Origin of the sequence: Streptomyces sp. NP160 (assembly GCF_006335115.1) — a bacterium.
Classification (GTDB): domain Bacteria; phylum Actinomycetota; class Actinomycetes; order Actinomycetales; family Quadrisphaeraceae; genus Quadrisphaera.
Genome location: NZ_VDMJ01000024.1, coordinates 50,796 through 72,554, shown reverse-complemented (window position 1 = coordinate 72,554; position 21,759 = coordinate 50,796). Strand labels below are relative to the sequence as shown.

Sequence of the window (21,759 nt, the reverse complement as noted above, 5' to 3'; positions counted from 1 at the left end):
GTCCGACCCGTGAGGGTCGGCGCAGCCGCCGGCTCCGGCCGCCACTCACCGGGGAGGACCACCGTGCCCAAGGGCTCAGCTCACGTCGACGCCGAGGTCGAGCTGCGCCTCGTCGTCCCCGAGTCGGGCAAGGTGCCCGTCTCCGTGGAGTTCGGCTACGGCGTGCACGACCCCTTCGCCGTCACCGCCTCCTTCCGGGGCGACGGCGGCTCCATCGAGTGGGTCTTCGCCCGCGACCTCCTGCGCGAGGGCCTGCGACGCCCCACCGGCGAGGGTGACGTCCAGGTCTGGCCCGGCGAGGTCGACGGCCAGGAGGTCGTGCTCGTCTCGCTCAGCTCCCCCGACGGCCACGCCGTGCTGGAGGCCGACGCGTCCGACCTGCGCGACTTCCTCGACCGCACCCACGCCCTCGTGCCCGCCGGGGCCGAGAGCCGCCACGTCCACGTCGACGACGAGCTCGCCGAGCTCCTGGGCCGCGCTGTCTAGCTCGAGACCCAGCTCCCGCTCGGACGAGGAGGGCGCCACCCCGACGGGGGTGGCGCCCTCCTCACGTCCGGGAGGACGAACCCACCTCTGCCGGCGCTCCCGCCTCCAGCCAGTCGCGCTCGCCCCGGCACCCCCGCCGCACCTGACCGCGGTCACCCCTGCACGTGATCGCGGTCAGTCGTGGTGCAGCCTTCCTGGCCCGACGTCTCCGCACGCGACCGCGGTCACGTCCGGAGGCGACCGCGATCAGGTGCCGGCGACCACGGTCGGTCCTGGCGGCGCCTGGGGCTGGCCCGACGTCTGCACACCCGACCGCGCGCGGTCAGCACCTGACCTCGATGGCCCGATGTCCAGACACCCGACCGCGGTCAGCTCCGACGGGGGGGGGACGCCACGGCTGGCCAAGACCCTCGGCCAGCGCGGGACGGCACGACGCGGCGCGCCGAGCCCCTGGCCGCAGACGCACGAAGACCCCGGTCCGCGAGCGGATCCGGGGTCTGAGGTGGTGGGCGATACTGGGTTCGAACCAGTGACCTCTTCCGTGTCAAGGAAGCGCGCTACCACTGCGCCAATCGCCCGCGCGGCACCGAAGTGCGCGTGAGGTGGAGACGGGATTCGAACCCGTGTACACGGCTTTGCAGGCCGTTGCCTCGCCTCTCGGCCACTCCACCGAGGGGCATCCGAGTCCGAGCGGCCCTCGAGCGGTGCCCTCCGAGCGGACGACGGGATTCGAACCCGCGACCCTCACCTTGGCAAGGTGATGCTCTACCAACTGAGCCACGTCCGCGTGTCGACCTCGCGGCCGAACGAGAAGAACACTACTTCACCCCGAGGGGCTGAGTCGAACCGCCCCCCTCCGAAGTGGCGCACACGGGTCACCGGAGCGCTCCTCGCCGTCCTCCTGACGGTCGTCCGCCAGTCGCGCCGGCACCCTCGACAGGGCGGACCGGCCGCCACTCGGCCAGGATGACTCCAGCCCGCCGACCCGTGCGGCGGCAGCACGACAGACGCCCGTGAGAGGACGCCATGCAGGTCTGGCCAGGACGCCCCTACCCGCTGGGGGCCACCTTCGACGGCGCGGGGACGAACTTCGCGCTCTTCTCGGAGGTCGCCTCGCGCGTGGAGCTCTGCCTCGTGGACGAGCGCGGGCGCGAGACGCGCATCGACCTGCCCGAGGTCGACGGCTTCGTCTGGCACGCCTACCTCCCCCGGATCCAGCCCGGCCAGCGCTACGGCTTCCGGGTGCACGGCCCCTACGACCCGGCGGCCGGGCACCGCTGCAACCCCAGCAAGCTGCTGCTCGACCCGTACGCCAAGGCGATCGACGGCCAGGTGGACGGGCACGAGTCGCTGTTCAGCTACTCCTTCAAGGACCCGTCGCGCCGCAACACGGCCGACAGCGCCCGCCACACGATGCTGTCCGTCGTCGTGAACCCCTACTTCGACTGGGGCACGGACCGGCCGCCGCGGCGGGACTACCACGAGACGGTCATCTACGAGGCGCACGTCAAGGGCCTGACGATGACCCACCCGGGCCTGCCCGAGGAGATCCGCGGCACCTACGCGGGCATCGGGCACCCGGCGATGGTCGAGCACCTCACCGACCTCGGCGTCACCGCGATCGAGCTCATGCCCGTCCACCAGTTCGTGCAGGACACCCACCTGCAGGAGAAGGGCATGACCAACTACTGGGGCTACAACACGATCGGGTTCTTCGCCCCGCACAACGCCTACTCCTCCACCGGCACCCGCGGGCAGCAGGTGATGGAGTTCAAGTCGATGGTCCGCACGCTGCACCAGGCGGGCATCGAGGTCATCCTCGACGTCGTCTACAACCACACCGCCGAGGGCAACCACATGGGCCCGACGCTGTGCTTCCGCGGCATCGACAACGCCGCCTACTACCGCCTGGTCGACTCCGACAAGGCGCACTACTACGACACCACCGGCACGGGGAACTCCCTGCTCATGCGGTCCCCGCACGTGCTGCAGCTGATCATGGACTCGCTGCGGTACTGGGTGAACGACATGCACGTCGACGGCTTCCGCTTCGACCTGGCGAGCACCCTGGCCCGCCAGTTCCACGAGGTGGACCGGCTCTCGGCGTTCTTCGACCTCATCCAGCAGGACCCGGTGGTCTCCCAGGTCAAGCTCATCGCCGAGCCCTGGGACGTCGGCGACGGCGGCTACCAGGTCGGCGGCTTCCCGCCGCTGTGGACGGAGTGGAACGGCAAGTACCGCGACACCGTCCGCGACTTCTGGCGCGGCGAGCCGAGCGCCCTGGCCGAGTTCGCCAGCCGCATCTCCGGCTCCTCCGACCTGTACGAGCACAACGGCCGCAAGCCCATCGCGTCCATCAACTTCGTCACCGCGCACGACGGCTTCACCATGCGCGACCTCGTCTCCTACAACGAGAAGCACAACGAGGCCAACGGCGAGGGCGGCCGCGACGGCGAGAGCCACAACCGCTCCTGGAACTGCGGGGTGGAGGGCGAGACCAAGGACAAGGACGTCAACGCCCTGCGCGCCCGCCAGCAGCGCAACATGCTGGCCACCCTGCTGCTGTCCCAGGGCGTGCCGATGATCCTCCACGGCGACGAGCTGGGGCGGACCCAGAAGGGCAACAACAACACCTACTGCCAGGACAACCGCACCTCCTGGGTGGACTGGAACCTCACCGACGAGCAGCGCGACCTGCTGCGCTTCACCCAGCAGGTCATCTCGGTGCGGATGGGCCACCCGGTCTTCCGCCGGCGGCGCTTCTTCGCCGGGGACGCCCACCACGGCGGTGAGAGCTCGCTGGGCGACATCGCCTGGTTCACCCCCGCCGGCGTGCACATGACCCACAGCGACTGGTCCACCGGGTACGCCCGCTCCCTGGGCGTCTTCCTCAACGGCTGGGCGATCCCCGAGCCCGACCCCCGCGGGGAGCAGATCGTGGACGACAGCTTCTACATCATGTTCAACGCCTCCCACGAGGACGTCGTCTTCACCCTGCCGCCGGAGGAGTACGGGCACGAGTGGCGGGTGGTGGTCGACACCGCCTCGCCCCCCGAGACGCCCCCGCCCGCCGCGCCCGCCGTGGTGGCCCTCGCGGCCGCCGAGGCGACGGGCCCGATCGCGGCCGGTTCCGACGTCAAGGTCGCCGGGCGCAGCCTGCTCGTGGTCACCCGTCCCTCGGTGGAGGCGCTGTGAACGACACGACCGCCAGCGGCCAGCAGGGCGGCCAGCAGGGCGGCTCGGCCGCCCAGCACCGCCCCGCGCCCGGCAGGCCCGTCCCGGTCTCCACGTACCGGCTGCAGATCCGGCCGGAGTTCGGCTACGACGACGCGACCGCCGTCGTCGACCACCTCGACGCCCTCGGCGTCTCCCACGCCTACCTGTCGCCGCTGCTGCAGCCGACGCCGGGCTCGGCGCACGGCTACGACGTGGTCGACCACAGCCGGGTCAACCCCGAGGCCGGGGGCCGCGAGGCCCTCGACGTGCTGGTGCAGCGCCTGCGCAGCAAGGGCCTCGCCGCCGTGGCCGACGTGGTCCCCAACCACATGGCCGTGCCGACGCCGGCGCGGCTCAACCGCGCGCTGTGGTCGGTGCTGCGGGACGGGCCGGACTCGCCCTACGCGCGCTGGTTCGACGTCGACTGGTGGACGTCCGGCCACGCGATCCTCATGCCCGTGCTCGGCTCGCGGATCGGGCAGGTGCTCGGCAGCGGCGAGCTGGAGCTCGACACCAGCGGCAGCGAGCCGCTGCTGCGCTACTACGACCACGTCTTCCCCGTCCGCCCCGGCACGGAGACACTGCCGCTGGCCGAGCTGGTGGACCGGCAGTGGTACCGGCTGGCGCACTGGCGCGTGGCCGACGAGGAGCTGAACTACCGCCGCTTCTTCGACGTCGACACCCTCGCCGCCATCCGCGTGGAGGACCCCGAGGTCTTCGACGCCAGCCACGAGCTGCTCCTCGAGCTGCTGGCGTCCGGCGAGCTGGAGGGGCTGCGCATCGACCACCCGGACGGCCTGGCCGACCCCCGCGGCTACGTGCGGCGCCTCGCCGAGCGCTCCGGCGGGGCGTGGGTGGTGGTGGAGAAGATCCTCGAGGGCTCCGAGGTGCTCCCCGACGACTGGCCCGTCGCCGGCACCACCGGCTACGACGCCCTCCTGCGGGTGGGCGGGCTCTTCGTCGACCCGGCGGGCGCCGGACCGCTGTCGGCGCTGCTCGCCGAGGTCACCGGGGAGGCCGCCGGCTTCCCCGCCGTCGTGAGCGCCGCCAAGCGCGAGGTGGTCGAGGCGGGCCTGTACGCCGAGGTGCACCGCCTCGTGCAGCTGCTGGTGCAGATCGTCGCAGCCGACGTGCGCCTGCGCGACCACACCGAGCGCGCCCTGCGCGAGTGCGTGGTGGAGCTGCTCGTGGCCTTCCCGCGCTACCGCGCCTACGTGGTGCCCGGTGAGCCCGCGCCGGCCGAGGCCCAGCGGGTGCTCGAGGAGGCCGCGGAGCAGGCGCGCGAGCACCTGCCGGAAGAGCGCTGGGACACCCTCGCCGTCGTCGTCGACCTGCTGCTGGGGCGCGAGGTCGGCAGCGCCGGGAGGCTCGCCGACGCCGACCGCGCCGAGCTCGTCATCCGCTTCCAGCAGACCTGCGGCCCCGTCATGGCCAAGGGCGTGGAGGACACCGCGTTCTACCGCTGGTTCCGCCTGGCGGGGCTCAACGAGGTGGGCGGCGACCCCGACCGCGTGGGCGTGGCCCCGGAGGAGTTCCACGCCTACTGCGCCCAGCAGGTGCGCGACTGGCCGGTGGCCATGACCACGCTGACCACGCACGACACCAAGCGCGACGAGGACGTGCGGGCGCGCCTCGCCGTGCTCTCCGAGCTCCCGCTGGAGTTCGCCGAGGCGCTGCGGCACTGGCGGCGTCTGGCCGCCGAGCACCGCCGCCAGGAGCTCGACGGGCAGACCGAGCACCTCGTCTGGCAGACGCTGTTGGGCACCTGGGGCTCGGGCGAGCGCGACGGGCGGCCGGGCGGGCCGATCAGCGGCGAGCGGCTGCTCGGCTACCTCGAGAAGGCCATCCGCGAGGCCAAGCTCCACACCACGTGGACGAACCCCGACGAGGCCTACGAGGAGGCCGTGAGGTCCTTCGCCGTGGGCGTCCTCGGCGACAGCGCGGTGCTCGAGGCCGTGGAGGCGTTCTCGCAGCGCATCGCCGGTCCGGTGCGGGTGGGCGTGCTCGGGCAGAAGCTCGTGCAGCTGACCATGCCGGGCGTGCCCGACGTCTACCAGGGCACCGAGGTGGTCTCGCTGTCGCTGGTCGACCCGGACAACCGCCGCCCCGTCGACTACGCCGACCGGCGCCGGCGCCTGTCCCGCATCGACTCGGGAGCACGCCCGAGCGACCTGTCGGACGAGAAGCTGCTGGTCACCTCCCGGGCGCTGCGACTGCGCCGTCGGCACCCCGAGTGGTTCGTCGGCGAGGGGGCGACCTACACCGCCGTCGCCACGTCCACCGGCAACGCCGTGGCGTTCGGCCGCGGCACCGGCGACGTCGACGGCGGTGCGCCGCAGGTGGTGGTCGTGGCCACGCGCCTCGCGGCCTCGCTGGAGCGCCTCGGCGGCTGGGGGCAGCACACCGTGGTGCTCCCGGAGGCCGGGTCGACGGCCGAGACCCCGGGCGCCTGGCGCGACCTGCTGACGGGGGCCCTGCACGACGGCGGGGCCGTGCCGCTCGCGCGGCTGCTGTCCGCCATGCCCGTCGCCCTGCTCGTGCGCGAGGGCGCCAGCGAGGTGGCTGCCGCCGCCGCGGGTGCCGTGGGGGAGGATGCTGCGCCGTGAGCATGGCCCAGCAGTCCAGCCCCACCAGCGCCGTCGACGCCATCCGCCGGCCGATGAGCAGCAAGGACCTCCGCAAGGCGGTGGGCAAGCTGCTGCGCGGTCCGCAGCCGCTGCCCATCGTGCAGGCGGGTCACCCCGTGCTGCGGGAGGTCGCGCAGCCCTACGACGGCGAGCTCTCCCCCGAGCTCATGGCCGACCTCGTCGAGGCGATGAAGGTCGCCATGCACGCCGCCCCGGGCGTCGGGCTGGCCGCCCCGCAGGTGGGGCTGGGCCTGGCCCTGGCCGTCGTCGAGGACTCCGGAGACGACGACGACGACCCGCGCGAGCGCTCCGAGCTGCCGTTCCGGGTGATCGTCAACCCCTCGTACTCACCGGTGGACGCCTCCGGCGCCGAGGTCCCCGTGGAGGAGGCCGAGCGGGTGGTCTTCGAGGAGGGCTGCCTGTCGGTGGTCGGCTACGAGGCCGAGGTGGCGCGCCTCAGGTCGGTGCGCGTGGTGGGCCAGGACGAGACGGGCAAGCCCTTCGACGACGTCTTCCACGGCTGGGCGGCGCGGATCATGCAGCACGAGATCGACCACCTCGGCGGTGGCCTCTACATCGACAAGGCCGACCTGTCGTCACTGTCCTGGACGGGCCGCGTCTGACGCTGCCGCGGCGCCCGCCCCGCTCCCCCGCTGACTGGCACGGGGTGGCCCTGTGCCACTAGGTCTGGCACAGGGCCACACCGTGCCAGTCGGGGAGTGGCGCAGATCCACCCGAGGTGTTCGCGACGTCCACGGTCACGGACGCAGGGCCGGGTGGCGGGCGCCCATGATCACCGGTTGGCTGGACGCGTGCACCGCTTCGCCGTCTGGGCGCCCTCCGCTGACCGCGTCGAGATCGACGTCCACCTCCCCTCCGGCACGCAGACGCTGCCGCTGGAGCCCAGCGAGGACCCCGCCCCCGGCTGGTGGGCCCTCGAGGTGGACGAGGCCGGCGACGGCACCGACTACGCGTTCCGCGTCGACGGCGGCGATCCCCGCCCCGACCCGCGCAGCGCGCACCAGCCGCACGACGTCCACGGCCCCAGCCGCGTCTTCGACCCGGCCGCTCACAGCTGGGGTGACGGCGGCTGGCCCGGCCGCGACGCCCGCGGCGCCGTCGTCTACGAGCTCCACGTCGGCACCTTCACCCCCGAGGGCACCCTCGACGCGGCAGCGGAGAAGCTCCCGCACCTGGTGGACCTCGGCGTCGACGTCGTCGAGCTCCTGCCGGTGGCGGCCTTCCCGGGGCGCCGCGGCTGGGGGTACGACGGCGTGGACCTGTACGCCGTCCACGACGCCTACGGCGGCCCCGCGGCGCTGCAGCGCTTCGTCGACACCGCCCACCGGGCGGGCCTCGGCGTGGCGCTCGACTGCGTCTACAACCACCTCGGCCCGGCGGGGAACTACCTCGGCGAGTTCGGCCCGTACTTCACCGAGGAGCACCACACGCCGTGGGGCGCGGCGGTCAACCTCGACCAGCCGGGCTCTGAGGGCGTGCGGCGCTTCGTCGTCGACAACGCCCTGCGCTGGTTCCGCGACTTCCACGTCGACGCGCTGCGCCTGGACGCCGTCCACGCCCTGGTCGACGAGTCCGACGAGCACGTGCTCGCGCAGCTGGCCCGCGAGACCGCCGCGCTGTCGGCCGAGCTCGGCAGGCCGCTGACCCTCATCGCCGAGAGCGACCTCAACGACACCGGCATGGTCACGCCGCTGGGCCAGGCGTCCGCCACGGACCTCCCGGCCCGCGGGATGCAGGCACAGTGGGCCGACGACGTCCACCACGCGCTGCGCTCGGTGATGACCGGCGAGCGCGGCGGCTACTACAAGGACTTCGCCAGCCTCGAGGTGCTCGGGAACGTGCTGGAGCGGGTGTTCCACCACGCCGGCACGTACAGCCCCTTCCGCGGCAAGACCTGGGGCGCGCCCGTGGACACGGCGCGCTACCCCGGTCACGCGTTCGTCGCCTACACGACGACGCACGACCAGACCGGCAACCGCGCCACCGGCGACCGGCTCTCCGCCTCCCTGGACGGCGCCGCGCTCGCCACCGCGCAGGCCGTGGTCCTCACCAGCGCCTTCACGCCCATGATCTTCATGGGTGAGGAGTACGGCGCCACGACGCCGTGGATGTTCTTCACCGACCACGACCCCGAGCTCGGCGCCCTGGTCAGCAAGGGCCGCGCCGAGGAGTTCGCCTCCCACGGCTGGGAGGGCGACGTCGAGGTGCCCGACCCGCAGGAGGAGTCCACCTTCACGGGCTCGAAGCTCGACTGGTCGGAGCCGACCTCCGAGCGGGGCGCGCGCCTGCTCGCCTGGACCCGCGACCTGCTGGCCCTGCGCCGCTCCGAGCCCGATCTCGCCGGAGACGACCTGCGCGCCGTCCGCACCGCCACCAGCGGCGACGCCGAGCTGCACGAGGGCGGCAGCCCCTGGCTGGTCGCCCGCCGCGGCTCGCTGGCGCTGGTGGCGAACCTGGCCCAGCACGAGCAGGCGGTCCCGCTGTCCGGTGCGCTGGATGACGACGACGCGCGCGCCGAGGTGGTCCTGGCGTGGGACGCCGCGGCGACCGAGGTCACGGGGGGTCCGTCAGGGACCGCGGTGCGGCTGCCCGCCCGGGCGAGCGCCGTGGTCCGCCTCTCCTGACGCCACCCTCGGGTCAGGGCTGGGAGCCCTCGCGGGCCAGCGCGGTCAGGCGCGAGACGGCGCGGGCGTACTTCTTGCGGTAGCCGCCGTTCATGAGCTCGTCCGGGAAGAGCTGGTCCAGCGGGACGCCGGAGGCGACGAGCGGCAGGTCGCGGTCGTACATGCGGTCTCCCAGCACCACGAGGCGCAGGGCGACGCTCTGGTCCGAGACGGGGCGCACCCCGGTCCAGTGCACCGCGGTGACGCCGTCGAGCAGCGCCCCGTAGCGGCTGGGGTGGACGGTCGCGAGGTGGGCCAGCAGCTCGTCGAAGGCGTCGAGCACCACGCCCTCGCCGGCCGCCAGCCGCGCGCCCGCGCGCTCGCGCACCTCGCCGTCGACGGCCGGCTCCGGCGGGGCCGGCAGGCCGCGGTGGCGGTAGTCCTCGCCGTCGACCCGGTAGACGTCGAACCGGGAGGCGACCGCCTGGATCTCGCGCAGGAAGTCCTCCGCGGCGAACCGGCCCTCACCCAGCGCGTCGGGCAGCGTGTTCGACGTGGCGGCCAGGGCGGTGCCCGCGTCGGACAGCTCGCGCAGCAGGCGGCTCATGAGGACGGTGTCGCCGGGGTCGTCCAGCTCGAACTCGTCGATGCAGACCAGGCGCTTGGCGGACAGCGCCTCCACGGCCTGGCGGAAGCCGAGGGCGCCGGCGAGGTTGGTGTACTCCACGAACGTGCCGTAGGCGGCCGGCGCCGACGGGCTGTCGACGGCGTGGAAGAGCGACGTCAGCAGGTGGGTCTTGCCCACGCCGAAGCCGCCGTCGAGGTAGATGCCCTCCTTGGGCGCCTCGCCGCCGCGGCCGAACAGCCGCGCCAGCCCCCCGCCCCTGGACCCCTTGACCCCCTTCGCGCCGCTCCACCGGCCCGCGCGGTCGCGCAGCGCGTCCACCGCCTCGGCCTGCGTCGGCTGAGCCGGGTCGGGCCGGTAGCTGTCGAAGCTCGCGGCGGCGAAGTGCGGCGGGGGGACGAGGTCGTCCAGGAGGCGCTGCGGGCTGGGGCGGGGGTCGCGCTGGACCAGCGAGGGCACCGCGTCGGTGGTCTCCACGGCAGCGGGCGCGATGGCGTCAGGCACCGGCCGAGCCTAGGGCTGGCGCGCCCGGTCCGCCGGTCGCGGAGGGCGGAGGGGCTCCTGGTGAGCCGCAGGTCACAGCCGGTCCGCACGGGGCGGGCCAGACCGGTCGCGCCCGACGAGGTGAGGCTGTCCTGGCTGGTTAGGGCACACCGGCGTCGCCTAACCTCGCTGCATGGCTGCTGAGACGACGACGCGGATCGCCCCCGACCCCTCCCCCCGCTTCGCGGAGTACGCCCACCCCGAGCGGCTCGTGAGCACCGACTGGCTCGCCGAGCACCTCGGCGAGCCCGGCCTCGTGGTGGTCGAGAGCGACGAGGACGTGCTGCTCTACGAGACCGGCCACATCCCGGGCGCGGTCAAGGTCGACTGGCACACCGACCTCAACGACCCGGTCACGCGCGACTACGTGGACGGCGAGGCCTTCGCGGAGCTCCTGGGCGAGCGCGGCATCGGCCGCGACACCACCGTGGTCATCTACGGCGACAAGAACAACTGGTGGGCCGCGTACGCCCTGTGGGTGTTCACGCTGTTCGGCCACGAGAACGTGCGCCTGCTCGACGGCGGCCGCGCGAAGTGGGAGGCCGAGGGCCGCGAGTACACCACCGACGCCCCGCAGGTGACCCCCGCCGACTACCCGGTCGTGGAGCGCGACGACTCCGTCATCCGCGCCTACAAGGACGACGTGCTCGCCTTCCTGCGCACCGAGCGACCGCAGCTGGTCGACGTGCGCTCCCCCGAGGAGTACACCGGCGCCCGCACCTCCATGCCGGCCTACCCGGAGGAGGGGACGCTGCGCGGCGGCCACATCCCCGGCGCCCAGTCGGTGCCGTGGGCTCGGGCGGTGGCCGAGGACGGCGGCTTCAAGCCCCGCGCCGAGCTGGAGGCGATCTACGCGCAGGAGAAGGGCCTGGAGGCCGGCCGCGCCACCATCGCCTACTGCCGCATCGGCGAGCGCTCGAGCCACACCTGGTTCGTGCTGCACCACCTGCTGGGCTTCGACGACGTGAAGAACTACGACGGCTCCTGGACCGAGTGGGGCAACGCCGTGCGCGTGCCGATCGCCACCGGTGACCAGCCGGGGGCGACGTCCTCGCGATGAGCGGCTCCGACCTGCCGGCCAAGCTCGCCGACGTGGTGGACGACTTCGGCGCCGTCACCGAGCGCGAGCGGCTGCAGCTGCTGCTGGAGTTCAGCGAGGGCCTGCCCGAGCTGCCCGAGCGGTACGCGGAGCACCCCGAGCTGCTCGAGCCGGTGCCGGAGTGCCAGTCGCCGGTGTTCGTCATCACCGAGCTCGAGGACGCCGACGACGCCACGCCCGCGCTGGCGCGCACGGTCCGCGTCTTCGCGACCGCGCCGCGGGAGGCACCGACCACCCGCGGCTTCGCGGGGATCCTCGTGGAGGGCCTGGACGGGCTCCCCGCGGCGGAGCTGCTCGCCGTCCCCGACGACGTCAGCGACCGGCTCGGCCTCGCGCGGGCGGTCAGCCCGCTGCGCCTGCGCGGCATGGCGGGGATGCTCGGGCGGATCAAGCGGCAGGTGCGCGAGCGTGCCACCGCCTGACCGGCCAGCCTGACCGGTCAGCCTGACCGGCCAACGCCGGCGCAGGCCGGCAGGACGACGAGGGGCCCCCGNNCGGGGGCCCCTCGTCGTCCTCCTGCGGAGGGAAGGCCCGGGGTGGGAGTGCGGTCAGGTGGAGACCGTGGCGCCCCGCCGGCGCTCCTCGAGCGCGTCGGCGCTGCCGGCGACGTCGTCCTCGTCGTCGTCCTCGCGCCGGCGAGCGGGGTCGCGGAGGTTCCCCGTGGCCCACGCGCCGGCCCAGACGGCGATGCCGCCGATCGCCACGCCGGCGAGGTCGTCGACGATGTAGTGCCAGCCGAAGTAGATGGTGGCCAGCACCGTCAGCACGAAGAAGCCCCACATCGCGCGGCGCACCAGCCTGGGCATCCGGATGAGCTGGACGATCAGCGCCGCGGTGAACACCACCGAGACGTGCAGCGACGCGAACGCCGCGATGCCCGACACCGTGCCCGACACGTCGGGGTCCGCCATGACGATGGAGCGGTTGCGCACGAGCGCCGCCTGCAGCCCGGTCACGTCCGTGCGGGACAGGTCGGTGAAGTCCCACGGCAGCGCGTAGAACGGGCCGGACGCCGGGATGAGGTAGTAGCTGGCCGCGCCCAGCGCCCAGTTGAGGCAGAGCGCGGTGACGTACCAGAGGCCGTGCGACAGGTGCCGCCAGAAGATCAGCGCCACGGCCACGGAGACGGGCACGAAGATGAGGTAGCCCATGTAGACGAACGACAGGACGTGCGCGGAGACCCCGGTGCCGAGCACGGCGTGGAGCACCTCGGCGGGGTTGTTGCCGAACGCCAGGAGACGGTCGCTGGCCACCAGGGCCAGGTCCTGGGAGCCCTCGTGGATGAACGGCAGGAAGTTCTTGAGGTTCCGGTAGCCGACGTAGGTGATGTAGAAGCTCGCGACCGCCACGAGCACCGGCACGAGCCGACGCCACGGCCAGCGGGCCGCGGCGACGTCGCGCGCGGACCGCACCAGCCCCTGCACCGAGCGCAGCTCGCCGTGGGCGCGCAGGCGCCAAGCGGCCCGGGGCAGCACGTCCAGGAGGAGGCAGACGGCCACGATGGCCGGCATGCGCACCCAGCCGGGGCCGAGGAAGCCGTCGGGGTCGCGCATGGGGATGCCGAGCGCGACGGACCCGATGACCGCCAGGCCTCCCGTCACGGCCGCCGTCCCCGCGGCCAGGAGGAGGACGCGGTGGCGGTGGCGGCGGCTCGGGACCTCGACGGTGGCGACGGAGGGCGCGGACGCGCCGGGCGTGGTACCGAGGGCCATGGGGTCATTCTGACCCAACTGGCGGTCCTCGCGCGTCCACGGACCGGCCATCTGCGCGTCACCTGCTGGACCACCACCGGCGCGCACGCGCCGCCTGCTTGACTGCCGGGGTGTCGACGACCCCTCCCCCGCCGTCAGGCCAGCCCTCCGAGCAGCGCCGTCCGGACCCCAAGCGGAACCTCGCGGGCGTGGGCTTCGCCCTGCTCGGCGGCTACTTCGCCTACTCGATCTGGGACGTGGACATGTCCGGTCTGCTGAAGGCGGTGCTGCTCGTCGTCTTCGGCGCGGTGGCGGTCTACGGCGTCGTGCAGCTGGTGCAGAACCGCCGCCGCTGAGGCGGCGGGCCGCTCCTCACAGGTGCTCCAGGAGGAACCTGGCGACCTCGCGCTCCCAGCGGTCCGGGTCGGAGTTCCACTCCCGGCAGTGGCCGGCGCCGGGGAACTCCAGCAGCGAGACGAGGTCCGGGCGGGCCGCCGCCAGCAGGCGGCTGGGCCCCACGGGGACCACGGCGTCGGCGTCGCCGTGGAGCAGGAGCAGCGGGACCCGCAGCTCCTCGGCGCGGGTCACCCAGTCGAGCCTGTCGAGGTCCAGCGGGCCCTCGACCCCCAGGGCGGCGCGCGCCAGCGGTGAGCCCATGAGGGCCGTGCCGGCGCGTCCCAGGGGTGGCGGCACGCGGTGCACCCGGGCCTGGTGCTGCAGCACGGTGCGCCAGTCGAGCACCGGCCCGTCGAGCACCACGGCGCGCACGCGGTCGGCCGTCCACGAGCGCGACAGGTGCGACAGGACGATCGCGCCGCCCATCGACCACCCCACGAGGACGACGTCGCGCGCGCCGGCGTCCAGGGCGTGCAGGACGGCGGCCTCGACGTCCACCCACTCGGTGTCGCCCAGGCCGTAGCGGCCGGACAGGCTCGCGGGGGCGCCCGGGTCGTTGCGGTAGCTCGGCACCAGCGCCGGCACGCCGAGGCGGTGCAGCACCGGCAGCGCGCGCAGGCACTCCTCGCGGGTGCCGCCGCGGCCGTGCACGAGCACCGCCCACACCTTGCCGTGCAGCTGGCCGTCGGCGGGGTGGACCAGCCAGGCGGGGAGGTCGCCGACGGGCGAGGTGACCACGACGTCGTCGAAGGGCAGGCCCAGCGCCCGGCCGGGGTCGCCGGTGTGGAACCAGCCGCTCCAGCGGCCGGGACCCGGGCGCAGGACGCCGGCGTCGGTGCCGAGCAGACGGCGCACCACCGCCCGCCCGCGGCCCGCCTCCTCCACGCCGATGACGTCGCCGAGCTGCGAGTGCGTGGCACCGCCCGCGGTCCACAGCCCGTACCGGCCCGGGGCCAGCGTCAGGTCGCTGGCGGCGAGCACCACGCGGTCCGGCTCGACGGCCAGGACGCGCACGTCGTCGGCGCGGACCTTCTCGGGCGTCACCACGCGGCGGGCGAAGTGGGTGGCCAGCGCCGACGCGGCGGCGGAGGCGGCCAGGCCCACCGCCCCGCCGACCACGGCGCTGCGGACGACGGCGCGGGTGAGCGACGCGGCGCGCAGCGCAGCGGCCGCCACCTCGCCGCCACCGGCGGTCCCGGGGGCGCTCACGAGGCCCTCCCCGCCGCCGGACGGGCTCCGGGCGGTCCGGGCAGCCGTCGCCGCCGCGGGGCGGCAGAGGCCACGCGCAGGCCCCACACGACCAGGGGCAGCTGCAGCGGCAGCCGCGCCAGCGCCACCGCGCGGTACCACCCGGGGGTGCGGTCGCTGCGCAGCGCCTGCACCGCCATCGTGACGTTGGCCGGGTAGACGGCCACGAACAGCGCGGCGCTGGCCAGGCCGGCCCACCGGCGGGTGGCGCGGGGCAGCAGGGCCGCCGCGCACGCCAGCTCGGCGACCCCCGAGACCGCGACCCACGGGCCCGGCGCCCCCAGGGCGCGCGGCACGATGCGCGCGAAGGGGGCGGGGGCCGCGAAGTGCGCGACGCCCGCCACCCCGAGCAGCGCCGCGAGGGCCGGCGGTGCGGTGGCGCCGGTGCCGAGCGGTGTGGCACGCCCGCTTCGCCTCATGGCCCGATCCTGCCAGCGGTCCGCCGGACGTGCGCGGGCCGTGCGCGGGTGTCACTCCCGGGTCGCGCCCGAGGAGGACCACCACCACGATCAGCGCGTGACCCCTCCCACTTCCCGCTCCTCCAGCGCGCCCTCGAAGGCCTCCGAGGAGACGCCCGAGAAGACGCCCGAGAAGACGTCCGAGAAGACCGCGCCGAAGACCACCGAGAAGAGCCAGCGGACCTCGCGCCGGACCTCCTCCAGCGCGGCGCGCTCGAAGGGCCCCGCCCGGCAGGCGCCGTCGAGGGGCCCGGCGCGCCGCACCCGCTCCACCAGCCGACCGCTCGCCTCCCGCGTCGAGCCCGGCCTCCCCTACCCGCTCGGCGTGACGCTGCGCGGCGACGGCATCAACATCGCCCTGCCGTCGGAGACGGCCGAGTGCGTGGAGCTGTGCCTGTTCGACGGGTCCGGCAGGGAGGAGCGCGTGGAGCTGCCGGAGAAGTCCGGCCACGTGTTCCACGGCTTCCTCCCCGGCATCGGCGCGGGCCAGCGGTACGGGTTCCGGGTGCACGGCGCGTGGGACCCCGCGCGCGGCCTGCGGCACAACCCCCACAAGCTGCTGCTCGACCCGTGGGCGCGGGCGGTCGAGGGCGCCTTCGGCGCCGGCGAGGAGGTCTTCGGCCACCACTGGGACGACGCCGGGAAGCTCAACGAGGCCGACTCCGCGGGGTCGATGCCGCGCTCCGTCGTCGTCGACGAGTCCTTCGACTGGGGCGACGACACGCCCCCGCGCGTCCCGCTGCACAGCACGGTGGTCTACGAGACCCACGTCAAGGGCCTGACCCACCTCCACCCGGACGTCCCCGAGGAGCTGCGCGGCACCTACGCCGGGCTGGCCCACCCCGCCGTCACCGGGTACCTCAGGGACCTCGGCGTGACCAGCGTGGAGCTGCTGCCGGTGCACCAGTTCGTGCAGGACTCCCACCTCGAGGAGAAGGGGCTGCGCAACTACTGGGGCTACAACTCCATCGGCTTCCTCGCGCCGCACGGCGAGTACGCGGCGGCGGGCGACGGCGGCGGCCAGGTGGCCGAGTTCAAGCAGATGGTGAAGGACCTGCACGCCGCGGGGCTCGAGGTCATCCTCGACGTGGTCTACAACCACACCGCCGAGGGCAACGACCAGGGCCCCACCTTCAGCCTCAAGGGCATCGACAACGGCTCCTTCTACCGGCTGGTGGAGGGCGACGAGGCGCACTACTTCGACACCTCCGGCACCGGCAACAGCATCAACGCGTCCCACCCGGCGGCGCTGGGCCTGGTCATGGACTCCCTGCGGTACTGGGTGCAGGAGATGCACGTGGACGGGTTCCGCTTCGACCTGGCCACCACGCTGACCCGCCAGGGCGGGGAGATGGACGTGCACAGCGCGTTCCTCATGATGGTCAGCCAGGACCCGGTGCTCGCGCCGGTGAAGATGATCGCCGAGCCGTGGGACACCGCCGGCTACCAGGTGGGCGGCTTCCCGGCGCGCTGGAGCGAGTGGAACGGCAAGTTCCGCGACGACGTGCGCGACTTCTGGCGCGGTGAGCCGGGCGTGCTCGGCGCCTTCGCGCACCGCGTCACCGGCTCCGGCGACATCTACGGCGGCGCCCCCGGCTCCGGGGGCCGCGACCCGCTGTGCAGCGTCAACTTCGTCACCGCCCACGACGGCTTCACGCTGCACGACCTCACGAGCTACGACGCCAAGCACAACGAGGCGAACGGCGAGGACAACAACGACGGCGAGAGCGACAACAAGAGCTGGGGCTGCGGCGCCGAGGGTCCCACCGACGACGCCGCGATCAACGAGCTCCGCACCCGCCAGCGGAAGAACCTCCTGGCCACGCTGCTGCTGTCGCACGGCGTGCCGATGGTCCTCGGCGGTGACGAGATGGGGCGCACGCAGGGCGGCAACAACAACGCCTACTGCCAGGACAGCGAGATCTCGTGGTTCGACTGGAAGGCCGTGGACGACGACCTGGTCGAGTTCACCAAGGAGCTCACGGCCCTGCGGCGGGAGCACCCGGCGCTGCGCCCCCGGCACTTCGGCGACGTCGACGTGGAGATGCGCCGCGCCGACGGCCCCGAGATGGGCGACGCCGACTGGGCCGAGCCGCTCAACAAGGCGCTGACCGTCCACCTCACGGGTCCGCGCTCGGACGGCGCCGACGACGTCGAGGAGTTCATGATCATGGTCAACGGCTCCGAGGGCGTCGTGGAGTTCACCGTGCCGACGCGCACCGACTCCGGCACCGACCCCGAGGCCGACGGCCTGCCCGGCTGGAAGCTGGTGCTGTCCACCGACCCGGAGCAGCACGTGAAGAAGCGGGGCCTGGCGCCCGGGCAGCAGATCCTCGTGAGGGACCGCTCCCTGACGCTGCTGCACCGCGTCGACTGACGCCTCCCCTCCTCGCAGCCGGGCGCCCGGTCGCGGTCCCGGCCCCCGCTGGGACCGCAGCCGGGCGCCGGCTGCGGTTCTGAGACGCCCACGTCCAGCACTCGCGCACCCGAGTGCGCCATCCGGGGGCCCTCATCGCGCACTGGGGCACGCGAGTGCGGGTGGAGGGGCAGGCTGGGAGCCGTGCGCCTGCCCGTGATACCGCCCGTCGCCCCGATGCTGGCGAAGGCGGTCAAGGACGTGACCACCGTGCCCGACCAGGACTCGGTGGCCGGCGGGCTGCTCTACGAGCCCAAGTGGGACGGGTTCCGCTGCATCGTCTTCAAGGACGGCGACGCCGTCGAGCTCGGCAGTCGCGGCACCAAGCCCCTGACGCGGTACTTCCCCGAGCTGGTCGAGCACCTGCGCGCCCAGCTCCCCGAGCGCTGCGTGGTGGACGGCGAGGTGGTGGTCCGCCGCGGCGAGCCCGGCGCCGAGCGCCTCGACTGGGAGGCCCTCGCCCAGCGCATCCACCCCGCCGCGAGCCGCATCACGCTGCTGTCGCAGACCACGCCGGCCTCGTTCGTGGCGTTCGACCTGCTGGCCCTGGGCGACGACGACCTCACCTCGCGGCCGTTCGCCGACCGCCGCGCCGCCCTCGAGGAAGCGCTCGCCGCGGTCAGCGCGCCCGTGCACCTCACCCGCACCACCACTGACGCCGCGCTGGCCCAGGAGTGGCTGCAGACCTTCGAGGGGGCCGGCCTGGACGGCGTGGTGGCCAAGCCGCTCGCCGCCCCCTACTCTCCCGGCAAGCGCGTCATGCTCAAGATCAAGCACGCGCGGACGGCGGACGTCGTCGTCGTCGGCTACCGGGTGCACAAGTCCGGCAGCGGCGTGGGCTCCCTGCTGCTGGGCCTGCACGACGACGACGGCCAGCTGCGCCAGGTCGGCGGGGCCAGCGCGTTCACCGACAAGGTCCGCCTGCAGCTGGAGGAGGAGCTGCAGCCGCTGGTGCTGCGCGACGACGACGGCGCTCCCCGGCGGCAGGCCGGCGAGAAGAACCGGTTCGCGGCGGCGGACAAGGACGCCAGCTGGATCCCCCTGAGCCCGGAGCTGGTGGCCGAGGTGAAGTACGACCAGCTGGAGGGCGACAGGTTCCGCCACACCGTGCAGCTGGCCCGCTGGCGGCCCGACCGCGACCCGGCCTCGTGCCGCTTCGACCAGCTGGACGTGCCGGCCGACTACGACCTCGCGGACGTGCTGACGGGCGGATAGCGTCCGAGGCGTGTCCGAGATCAACGCAGAGATCGCATCCTCCGTCGTCGTCCTCCTCACCGAGCAGCCGGTGGAGGGCCCCGACGCGGAGCGCGTCCTCGCGCTGCACGAGGGCGAGGAGCTGGTCTACCGGGTGCTCGTGCCGGCGGACACGCGGCGCAACGTGCTCACCGAGGTGGTCGACAGGCTGAGCCTGGCGCACTGGCGCGAGGCCGTCGAGGCCCTGCGCGAGGGCAGCCGCCGCGACGGCACCACCGCCCGGGCCGAAGCCGGGGAGGTGCTCGAGACCACGGTGGCGGCGCTGCGGGCGCTGGGACGCGACGCGGACGGCGTCATCACCGACGACGACCCGGTGCCCGCCCTCGAAGCCGCCGTGCAGCAGCACGGGGCGCGCGAGGTGGTCGTGGTGACGCGGCCCCACGCGGTGGAGGAGACCTTCCACCGCGACTGGGCCAGCCGCGCCCGCGAGGTGCTGGGCGTGCCGGTGCTGCACACCTACGCGGGCACCGGCCAGGTCGGCTGACCCGGACGTCCGGGAACGCGTCGCCCGCGACGGGTGTTGGACGGGGCATGACCGCTCACCCGACCTCCAGCCGCCAGTACCCCGTGGCCAAGTCCGACACCGAGTGGCGCCAGCAGCTCTCCCCCGCCGAGTACCGCGTGCTGCGCGAGGCCGGCACCGAGCGCGCCTGGGTCGGTGAGTACACCGACACCGAGACCGAGGGCGTCTACCGCTGCAAGGCGTGCAGCGCGGAGCTGTTCCGCTCCACCACCAAGTTCCACTCCAACTGCGGGTGGCCGTCGTTCTACGCGCCGTCGGAGTCCGACGCCGTCGAGCTCATCACCGACAGGTCGCTGGGCATGGTGCGGACCGAGGTGCGCTGCGCCTCGTGCGGCTCTCACCTCGGGCACGTCTTCGAGGGCGAGGGCTTCCCGACGCCCACCGACCAGCGCTACTGCATCAACTCCATCAGCCTCGACCTGGAGCCCGCCTCCGAGCGCTGAGCCCCTGCAGCACGGCCCGGCCGGCCAGGCCCGCCGCCAGCACCGCCAGCCCGGCGGCCACGGCGGCGGGCGGCAGCGCCACCACCAGCACGAGGCAGCCGAGCAGGCCCACAGCGGCGACCGGCCGCTCCCAGGCGCGGCGGCGCGGGTCGCGGCCGGCGCGCGCCCAGGCCGCGAGGTTGGCCACGGCGTAGTAGACGAGCACCCCGGTCGAGCTGGCGGCGATGGCGCCGCGCAGGTCGGTGGTGAGCACACCGGCCACGACGACGGCGCCCACCACCAGCTGCGCCACCGCCGGCGCACCGCTGCGCGGGCTGATGGCGGCCAGGGGTGCGGGCAGCTCGTGGTCGCGGGCCATGGCGAGCGCCGTGCGCCCGACGCCGGTCATCACGGTCAGCAGCGAGCCGAGCGCCGCGACCGCCGCTCCGACCGTGACGAGCACCGCCAGCTGCGGCGCGGGTCCAGCGGCCACGGCGTCGCGCAGCGGGAGGGCGCTGGCGGCGGTCGTCGTCGTCCCGAGCACCCCGAGGACCACCACGACGACGGCCGCGTAGACCACCAGCACGGTGACCAGCGCGATCGCCACCGCGCGCCCGATGGTGCGCTCCGGGTCGCGGACCTCCTCGCCGAGCGTGGCGATCCGCGCGTACCCGGCGAAGGCGAAGAACAGCAGGCCGGCGCCCTGGAGCACGCCGAGCGGGGTGGCGCCTGCGGCGGCGCTGGTCAGCGCGGTGGGGTCGAGGCCACCCCCGGCCGCCGCGCTGAGGCTGACGGCGAGGACCAGCAGGACGACGACCACCAGCACCGCGGTGACGCGCGCGGTCCGCTGCACGCCCGCGCACGTCAGCGCGGTGAAGAGCGCCACCGCCACGGCGGCGGGCACCCCCGGGTGCTCCGGCCAGACCGCGGCGCCGGCCACGAGGGCGATGGCGGCGCAGCTGGCGGTCTTGCCGACGACGAACGCCCACCCGGCGGCGAACCCCCACCAGTCCCCCAGCTCGCGGCGCCCGTAGGCGTACGCACCGCCGGCCAGGGGGTGGAGCCCGGCGAGGCGCGCGGTGGACGTGGCGTTGCAGGTGGCGACCAGCGCGGCCAGGGCGAGCGCGGCGAGCAGGCCCGGCGCCGACGGTCCGACGGCCGCGGCGGCGGGGCCGACGGCTCCGAAGACGCCCGCACCGAGCATCGCGCCCAGGCCGACGACCACGGCGTCGCGCAGCCCCAGGTCGCGCCGCAGGGCCCCGCTGGTGGTGCTGGTCACCGCGCGACCCTGCCCTGCTGAGGTGAACTCCCGGTGACCCGAGCGCGCGTCCCCAGCACGACCAGGGCCCCGCGCGTGCTCAGGTGGCCCCCTCGCGACGCAGTCAGCCCCATCGAGACGGCGGAAGGGGCCATCTGCGCGGCCATGGGGCCATCACGTCCGGGGGACGGGGGCGCGGGCAGAGGAGGGCGCCGGGTCAGAGGGCGCGGGCGGACAGGGCCACCCGGACGCCGAACAGCACGAGGACCCCGCCGGTGACCCGGTCGACCCAGCGCGCGAACGCCGTGGACGCGAGCCGCGCACCCAGCGCTGAGCTGCCCAGCACCAGCGCCGTCAGCCACACCGTCCCGATCACGCAGTGCACGCCCGCCAGCAGCAGGCCCATCACCAGCGGCGGGACGCCGGCGGCGGAGGACTGCGGGATGGTCGCGAGGTAGAAGACGCCGACCTTGGGGTTGAGGAGGTTGGTGACGAGCCCCGTGGTGAAGCCACGACCGGCCGAGACGCCGGCCGCGGGACGGGGGCCGGCGTGCGCGTCGTCGTCCGCAGCGGTCGTCCGGAAGCCCGCGACGAGCAGGCGCGCCCCCATCCACACGAGGTAGGCCGCGCCCGCGAGGGTCAGCACGCGGTACAGCGTCTGCGACGCCGCGAGCACGGCCGTGGCGCCCAGCGCCGCGGCCGCACCCCACGCCAGGCACCCGACCTGGATGCCCGCGGCGGTGGACAGTGCGCTGGTGCGGCGGCTGGTCAGCGACGTGCGGAGCACGAGCGCCGTGTCGAGCCCCGGCACGAGCGTCAGCAGCGCCGCCACCAGCGCGAACCCCGCGACCGCCTCGTGCACCGACACGCGGG

At 74.3% G+C, this 21,759-nt stretch carries 19 protein-coding genes and 3 tRNA genes; 12 read left to right on the top strand and 10 right to left on the bottom strand.

The features are described 5' to 3' along the window. The first annotated feature begins 63 nt into the window (after positions 1 to 63). Positions 64 to 486 (top strand): SsgA family sporulation/cell division regulator, encoded by a 423-nt coding sequence (locus tag FHN55_RS12975; RefSeq protein ID WP_139712938.1) that lies wholly within the window; start codon positions 64 to 66, stop codon positions 484 to 486. A 503-nt stretch (positions 487 to 989) separates the two neighbouring features. Here the strand turns inward: FHN55_RS12975 and FHN55_RS12970 are convergent. The 3 genes from FHN55_RS12970 to FHN55_RS12960 form a co-directional block, all read right to left on the bottom strand. Next, a tRNA-Val gene (locus FHN55_RS12970) sits at positions 990 to 1,064 on the bottom strand. A 22-nt stretch (positions 1,065 to 1,086) separates the two neighbouring features. Beyond that, positions 1,087 to 1,157 (bottom strand) — tRNA-Cys (locus FHN55_RS12965). A 43-nt stretch (positions 1,158 to 1,200) separates the two neighbouring features. Beyond that, positions 1,201 to 1,273 (bottom strand) — tRNA-Gly (locus FHN55_RS12960). A 239-nt stretch (positions 1,274 to 1,512) separates the two neighbouring features. On the opposite strand from FHN55_RS12960, the gene glgX (FHN55_RS12955) reads away from it, so the two are divergent. The 4 genes from glgX (FHN55_RS12955) (at position 1,513) to treZ (ending at position 8,974) form a co-directional block, all read left to right on the top strand. After that, positions 1,513 to 3,681, top strand: coding sequence for a glycogen debranching protein GlgX (gene glgX, locus FHN55_RS12955; RefSeq protein WP_139712732.1), 2,169 nt, complete (start codon positions 1,513 to 1,515; stop codon positions 3,679 to 3,681). Then, positions 3,678 to 6,308 carry a malto-oligosyltrehalose synthase gene (gene treY, locus FHN55_RS12950; protein WP_139712731.1) on the top strand — a complete coding sequence of 877 codons (2,631 nt, stop codon included), beginning with the start codon at positions 3,678 to 3,680 and terminating at the stop codon, positions 6,306 to 6,308. Before glgX (FHN55_RS12955) ends, treY begins: the two co-directional genes overlap by 4 nt. Before the next feature lie 2 nt (positions 6,309 to 6,310). Continuing rightward, positions 6,311 to 6,952, top strand: coding sequence for a peptide deformylase (locus FHN55_RS12945; protein ID WP_257570986.1), 642 nt, complete (start codon positions 6,311 to 6,313; stop codon positions 6,950 to 6,952). 177 nt (positions 6,953 to 7,129) lie between these two features. Further along, the gene (gene treZ / locus FHN55_RS12940; protein ID WP_257570944.1) at positions 7,130 to 8,974 is read left to right on the top strand and encodes a malto-oligosyltrehalose trehalohydrolase; all 1,845 of its coding nucleotides are present in this window, start codon (positions 7,130 to 7,132) and stop codon (positions 8,972 to 8,974) included. Positions 8,975 to 8,987: 13 nt separating this feature from the next. Here treZ and zapE read toward each other — a convergent pair whose 3' ends face one another. Continuing rightward, positions 8,988 to 10,082, bottom strand: coding sequence for a cell division protein ZapE (zapE, locus tag FHN55_RS12935; protein WP_257570943.1), 1,095 nt, complete (start codon positions 10,080 to 10,082; stop codon positions 8,988 to 8,990). A gap of 172 nt (positions 10,083 to 10,254) precedes the next feature. Here zapE and FHN55_RS12930 point away from each other — a divergent pair, with 172 nt between their 5' ends. Both FHN55_RS12930 and FHN55_RS12925 read left to right on the top strand, forming a co-directional pair. Next, complete coding sequence (locus FHN55_RS12930) at positions 10,255 to 11,181, top strand: sulfurtransferase (RefSeq protein WP_139712730.1); 927 nt, start codon at positions 10,255 to 10,257, stop codon at positions 11,179 to 11,181. Then, positions 11,178 to 11,642: a SufE family protein gene (locus FHN55_RS12925; protein ID WP_139712729.1), complete on the top strand. Its 465-nt coding sequence runs from the start codon at positions 11,178 to 11,180 to the stop codon at positions 11,640 to 11,642. The genes FHN55_RS12930 and FHN55_RS12925 overlap by 4 nt, the downstream gene beginning before the upstream one ends. A gap of 126 nt (positions 11,643 to 11,768) precedes the next feature. Here FHN55_RS12925 and FHN55_RS12920 read toward each other — a convergent pair whose 3' ends face one another. Continuing rightward, the gene (locus FHN55_RS12920; RefSeq protein WP_139712728.1) at positions 11,769 to 12,932 is read right to left on the bottom strand and encodes a phosphatase PAP2 family protein; all 1,164 of its coding nucleotides are present in this window, start codon (positions 12,930 to 12,932) and stop codon (positions 11,769 to 11,771) included. 110 nt (positions 12,933 to 13,042) lie between these two features. Here FHN55_RS12920 and FHN55_RS12915 point away from each other — a divergent pair, with 110 nt between their 5' ends. Further along, on the top strand, positions 13,043 to 13,267 hold the full coding sequence (locus FHN55_RS12915; protein ID WP_139712727.1) for a hypothetical protein: 225 nt from the start codon (positions 13,043 to 13,045) through the stop codon (positions 13,265 to 13,267). Positions 13,268 to 13,283: 16 nt separating this feature from the next. On the opposite strand, the gene FHN55_RS12910 is transcribed toward FHN55_RS12915, so the two are convergent. The 3 genes from FHN55_RS12910 to FHN55_RS23770 form a co-directional block, all read right to left on the bottom strand. Next, on the bottom strand, positions 13,284 to 14,516 hold the full coding sequence (locus tag FHN55_RS12910) for a S9 family peptidase (protein WP_218974633.1): 1,233 nt from the start codon (positions 14,514 to 14,516) through the stop codon (positions 13,284 to 13,286). Next, entirely contained in the window at positions 14,513 to 14,974 is a 462-nt protein-coding gene (locus FHN55_RS12905) for a hypothetical protein (protein WP_139712726.1), read from the bottom strand. The genes FHN55_RS12910 and FHN55_RS12905 overlap by 4 nt, the downstream gene beginning before the upstream one ends. A gap of 90 nt (positions 14,975 to 15,064) precedes the next feature. Further along, positions 15,065 to 15,286, bottom strand: coding sequence for a hypothetical protein (locus tag FHN55_RS23770; protein ID WP_257570942.1), 222 nt, complete (start codon positions 15,284 to 15,286; stop codon positions 15,065 to 15,067). A 52-nt stretch (positions 15,287 to 15,338) separates the two neighbouring features. On the opposite strand from FHN55_RS23770, the gene glgX (FHN55_RS12900) reads away from it, so the two are divergent. The 4 genes from glgX (FHN55_RS12900) to msrB all read left to right on the top strand — a co-directional run bounded on the left by glgX (FHN55_RS12900) (position 15,339) and on the right by msrB (position 19,649). Further along, a complete protein-coding gene (gene glgX, locus FHN55_RS12900) occupies positions 15,339 to 17,390 on the top strand; it encodes a glycogen debranching protein GlgX (protein WP_257570941.1) in 2,052 nt (683 codons plus the stop codon). A 183-nt stretch (positions 17,391 to 17,573) separates the two neighbouring features. Continuing rightward, positions 17,574 to 18,644 (top strand): ATP-dependent DNA ligase, encoded by a 1,071-nt coding sequence (locus tag FHN55_RS12895; protein ID WP_218974632.1) that lies wholly within the window; start codon positions 17,574 to 17,576, stop codon positions 18,642 to 18,644. 10 nt (positions 18,645 to 18,654) lie between these two features. Continuing rightward, positions 18,655 to 19,167: an indole-3-glycerol phosphate synthase gene (locus FHN55_RS12890; protein ID WP_218974631.1), complete on the top strand. Its 513-nt coding sequence runs from the start codon at positions 18,655 to 18,657 to the stop codon at positions 19,165 to 19,167. A gap of 47 nt (positions 19,168 to 19,214) precedes the next feature. Further along, positions 19,215 to 19,649: a peptide-methionine (R)-S-oxide reductase MsrB gene (msrB, locus tag FHN55_RS12885; protein WP_139712724.1), complete on the top strand. Its 435-nt coding sequence runs from the start codon at positions 19,215 to 19,217 to the stop codon at positions 19,647 to 19,649. On the opposite strand, the gene FHN55_RS12880 is transcribed toward msrB, so the two are convergent. Both FHN55_RS12880 and FHN55_RS12875 read right to left on the bottom strand, forming a co-directional pair. Then, complete coding sequence (locus tag FHN55_RS12880; RefSeq protein ID WP_139712723.1) at positions 19,615 to 20,907, bottom strand: APC family permease; 1,293 nt, start codon at positions 20,905 to 20,907, stop codon at positions 19,615 to 19,617. The two genes, msrB and FHN55_RS12880, sit on opposite strands and share 35 nt — an antisense overlap. Positions 20,908 to 21,103: 196 nt before the next feature. Then, complete coding sequence (locus tag FHN55_RS12875) at positions 21,104 to 21,754, bottom strand: LysE family translocator (protein WP_139712722.1); 651 nt, start codon at positions 21,752 to 21,754, stop codon at positions 21,104 to 21,106. Between the last annotated feature and the right edge of the window lie 5 nt (positions 21,755 to 21,759).

Coding starts and splice junctions, on each gene's coding strand:
- glgX (WP_139712732.1), top strand. CDS start 1,513: ATGCAGGTCTGGCCAGGACGCCCCTACCCGCTGGGGGCCACCTTCGAC.
- FHN55_RS12945 (WP_257570986.1), top strand. CDS start 6,311: ATGGCCCAGCAGTCCAGCCCCACCAGCGCCGTCGACGCCATCCGCCGG.
- FHN55_RS12930 (WP_139712730.1), top strand. CDS start 10,255: ATGGCTGCTGAGACGACGACGCGGATCGCCCCCGACCCCTCCCCCCGC.
- FHN55_RS12925 (WP_139712729.1), top strand. CDS start 11,178: ATGAGCGGCTCCGACCTGCCGGCCAAGCTCGCCGACGTGGTGGACGAC.
- FHN55_RS12920 (WP_139712728.1), bottom strand. CDS start 12,932: ATGGCCCTCGGTACCACGCCCGGCGCGTCCGCGCCCTCCGTCGCCACC.
- FHN55_RS12905 (WP_139712726.1), bottom strand. CDS start 14,974: ATGAGGCGAAGCGGGCGTGCCACACCGCTCGGCACCGGCGCCACCGCA.
- msrB (WP_139712724.1), top strand. CDS start 19,215: ATGACCGCTCACCCGACCTCCAGCCGCCAGTACCCCGTGGCCAAGTCC.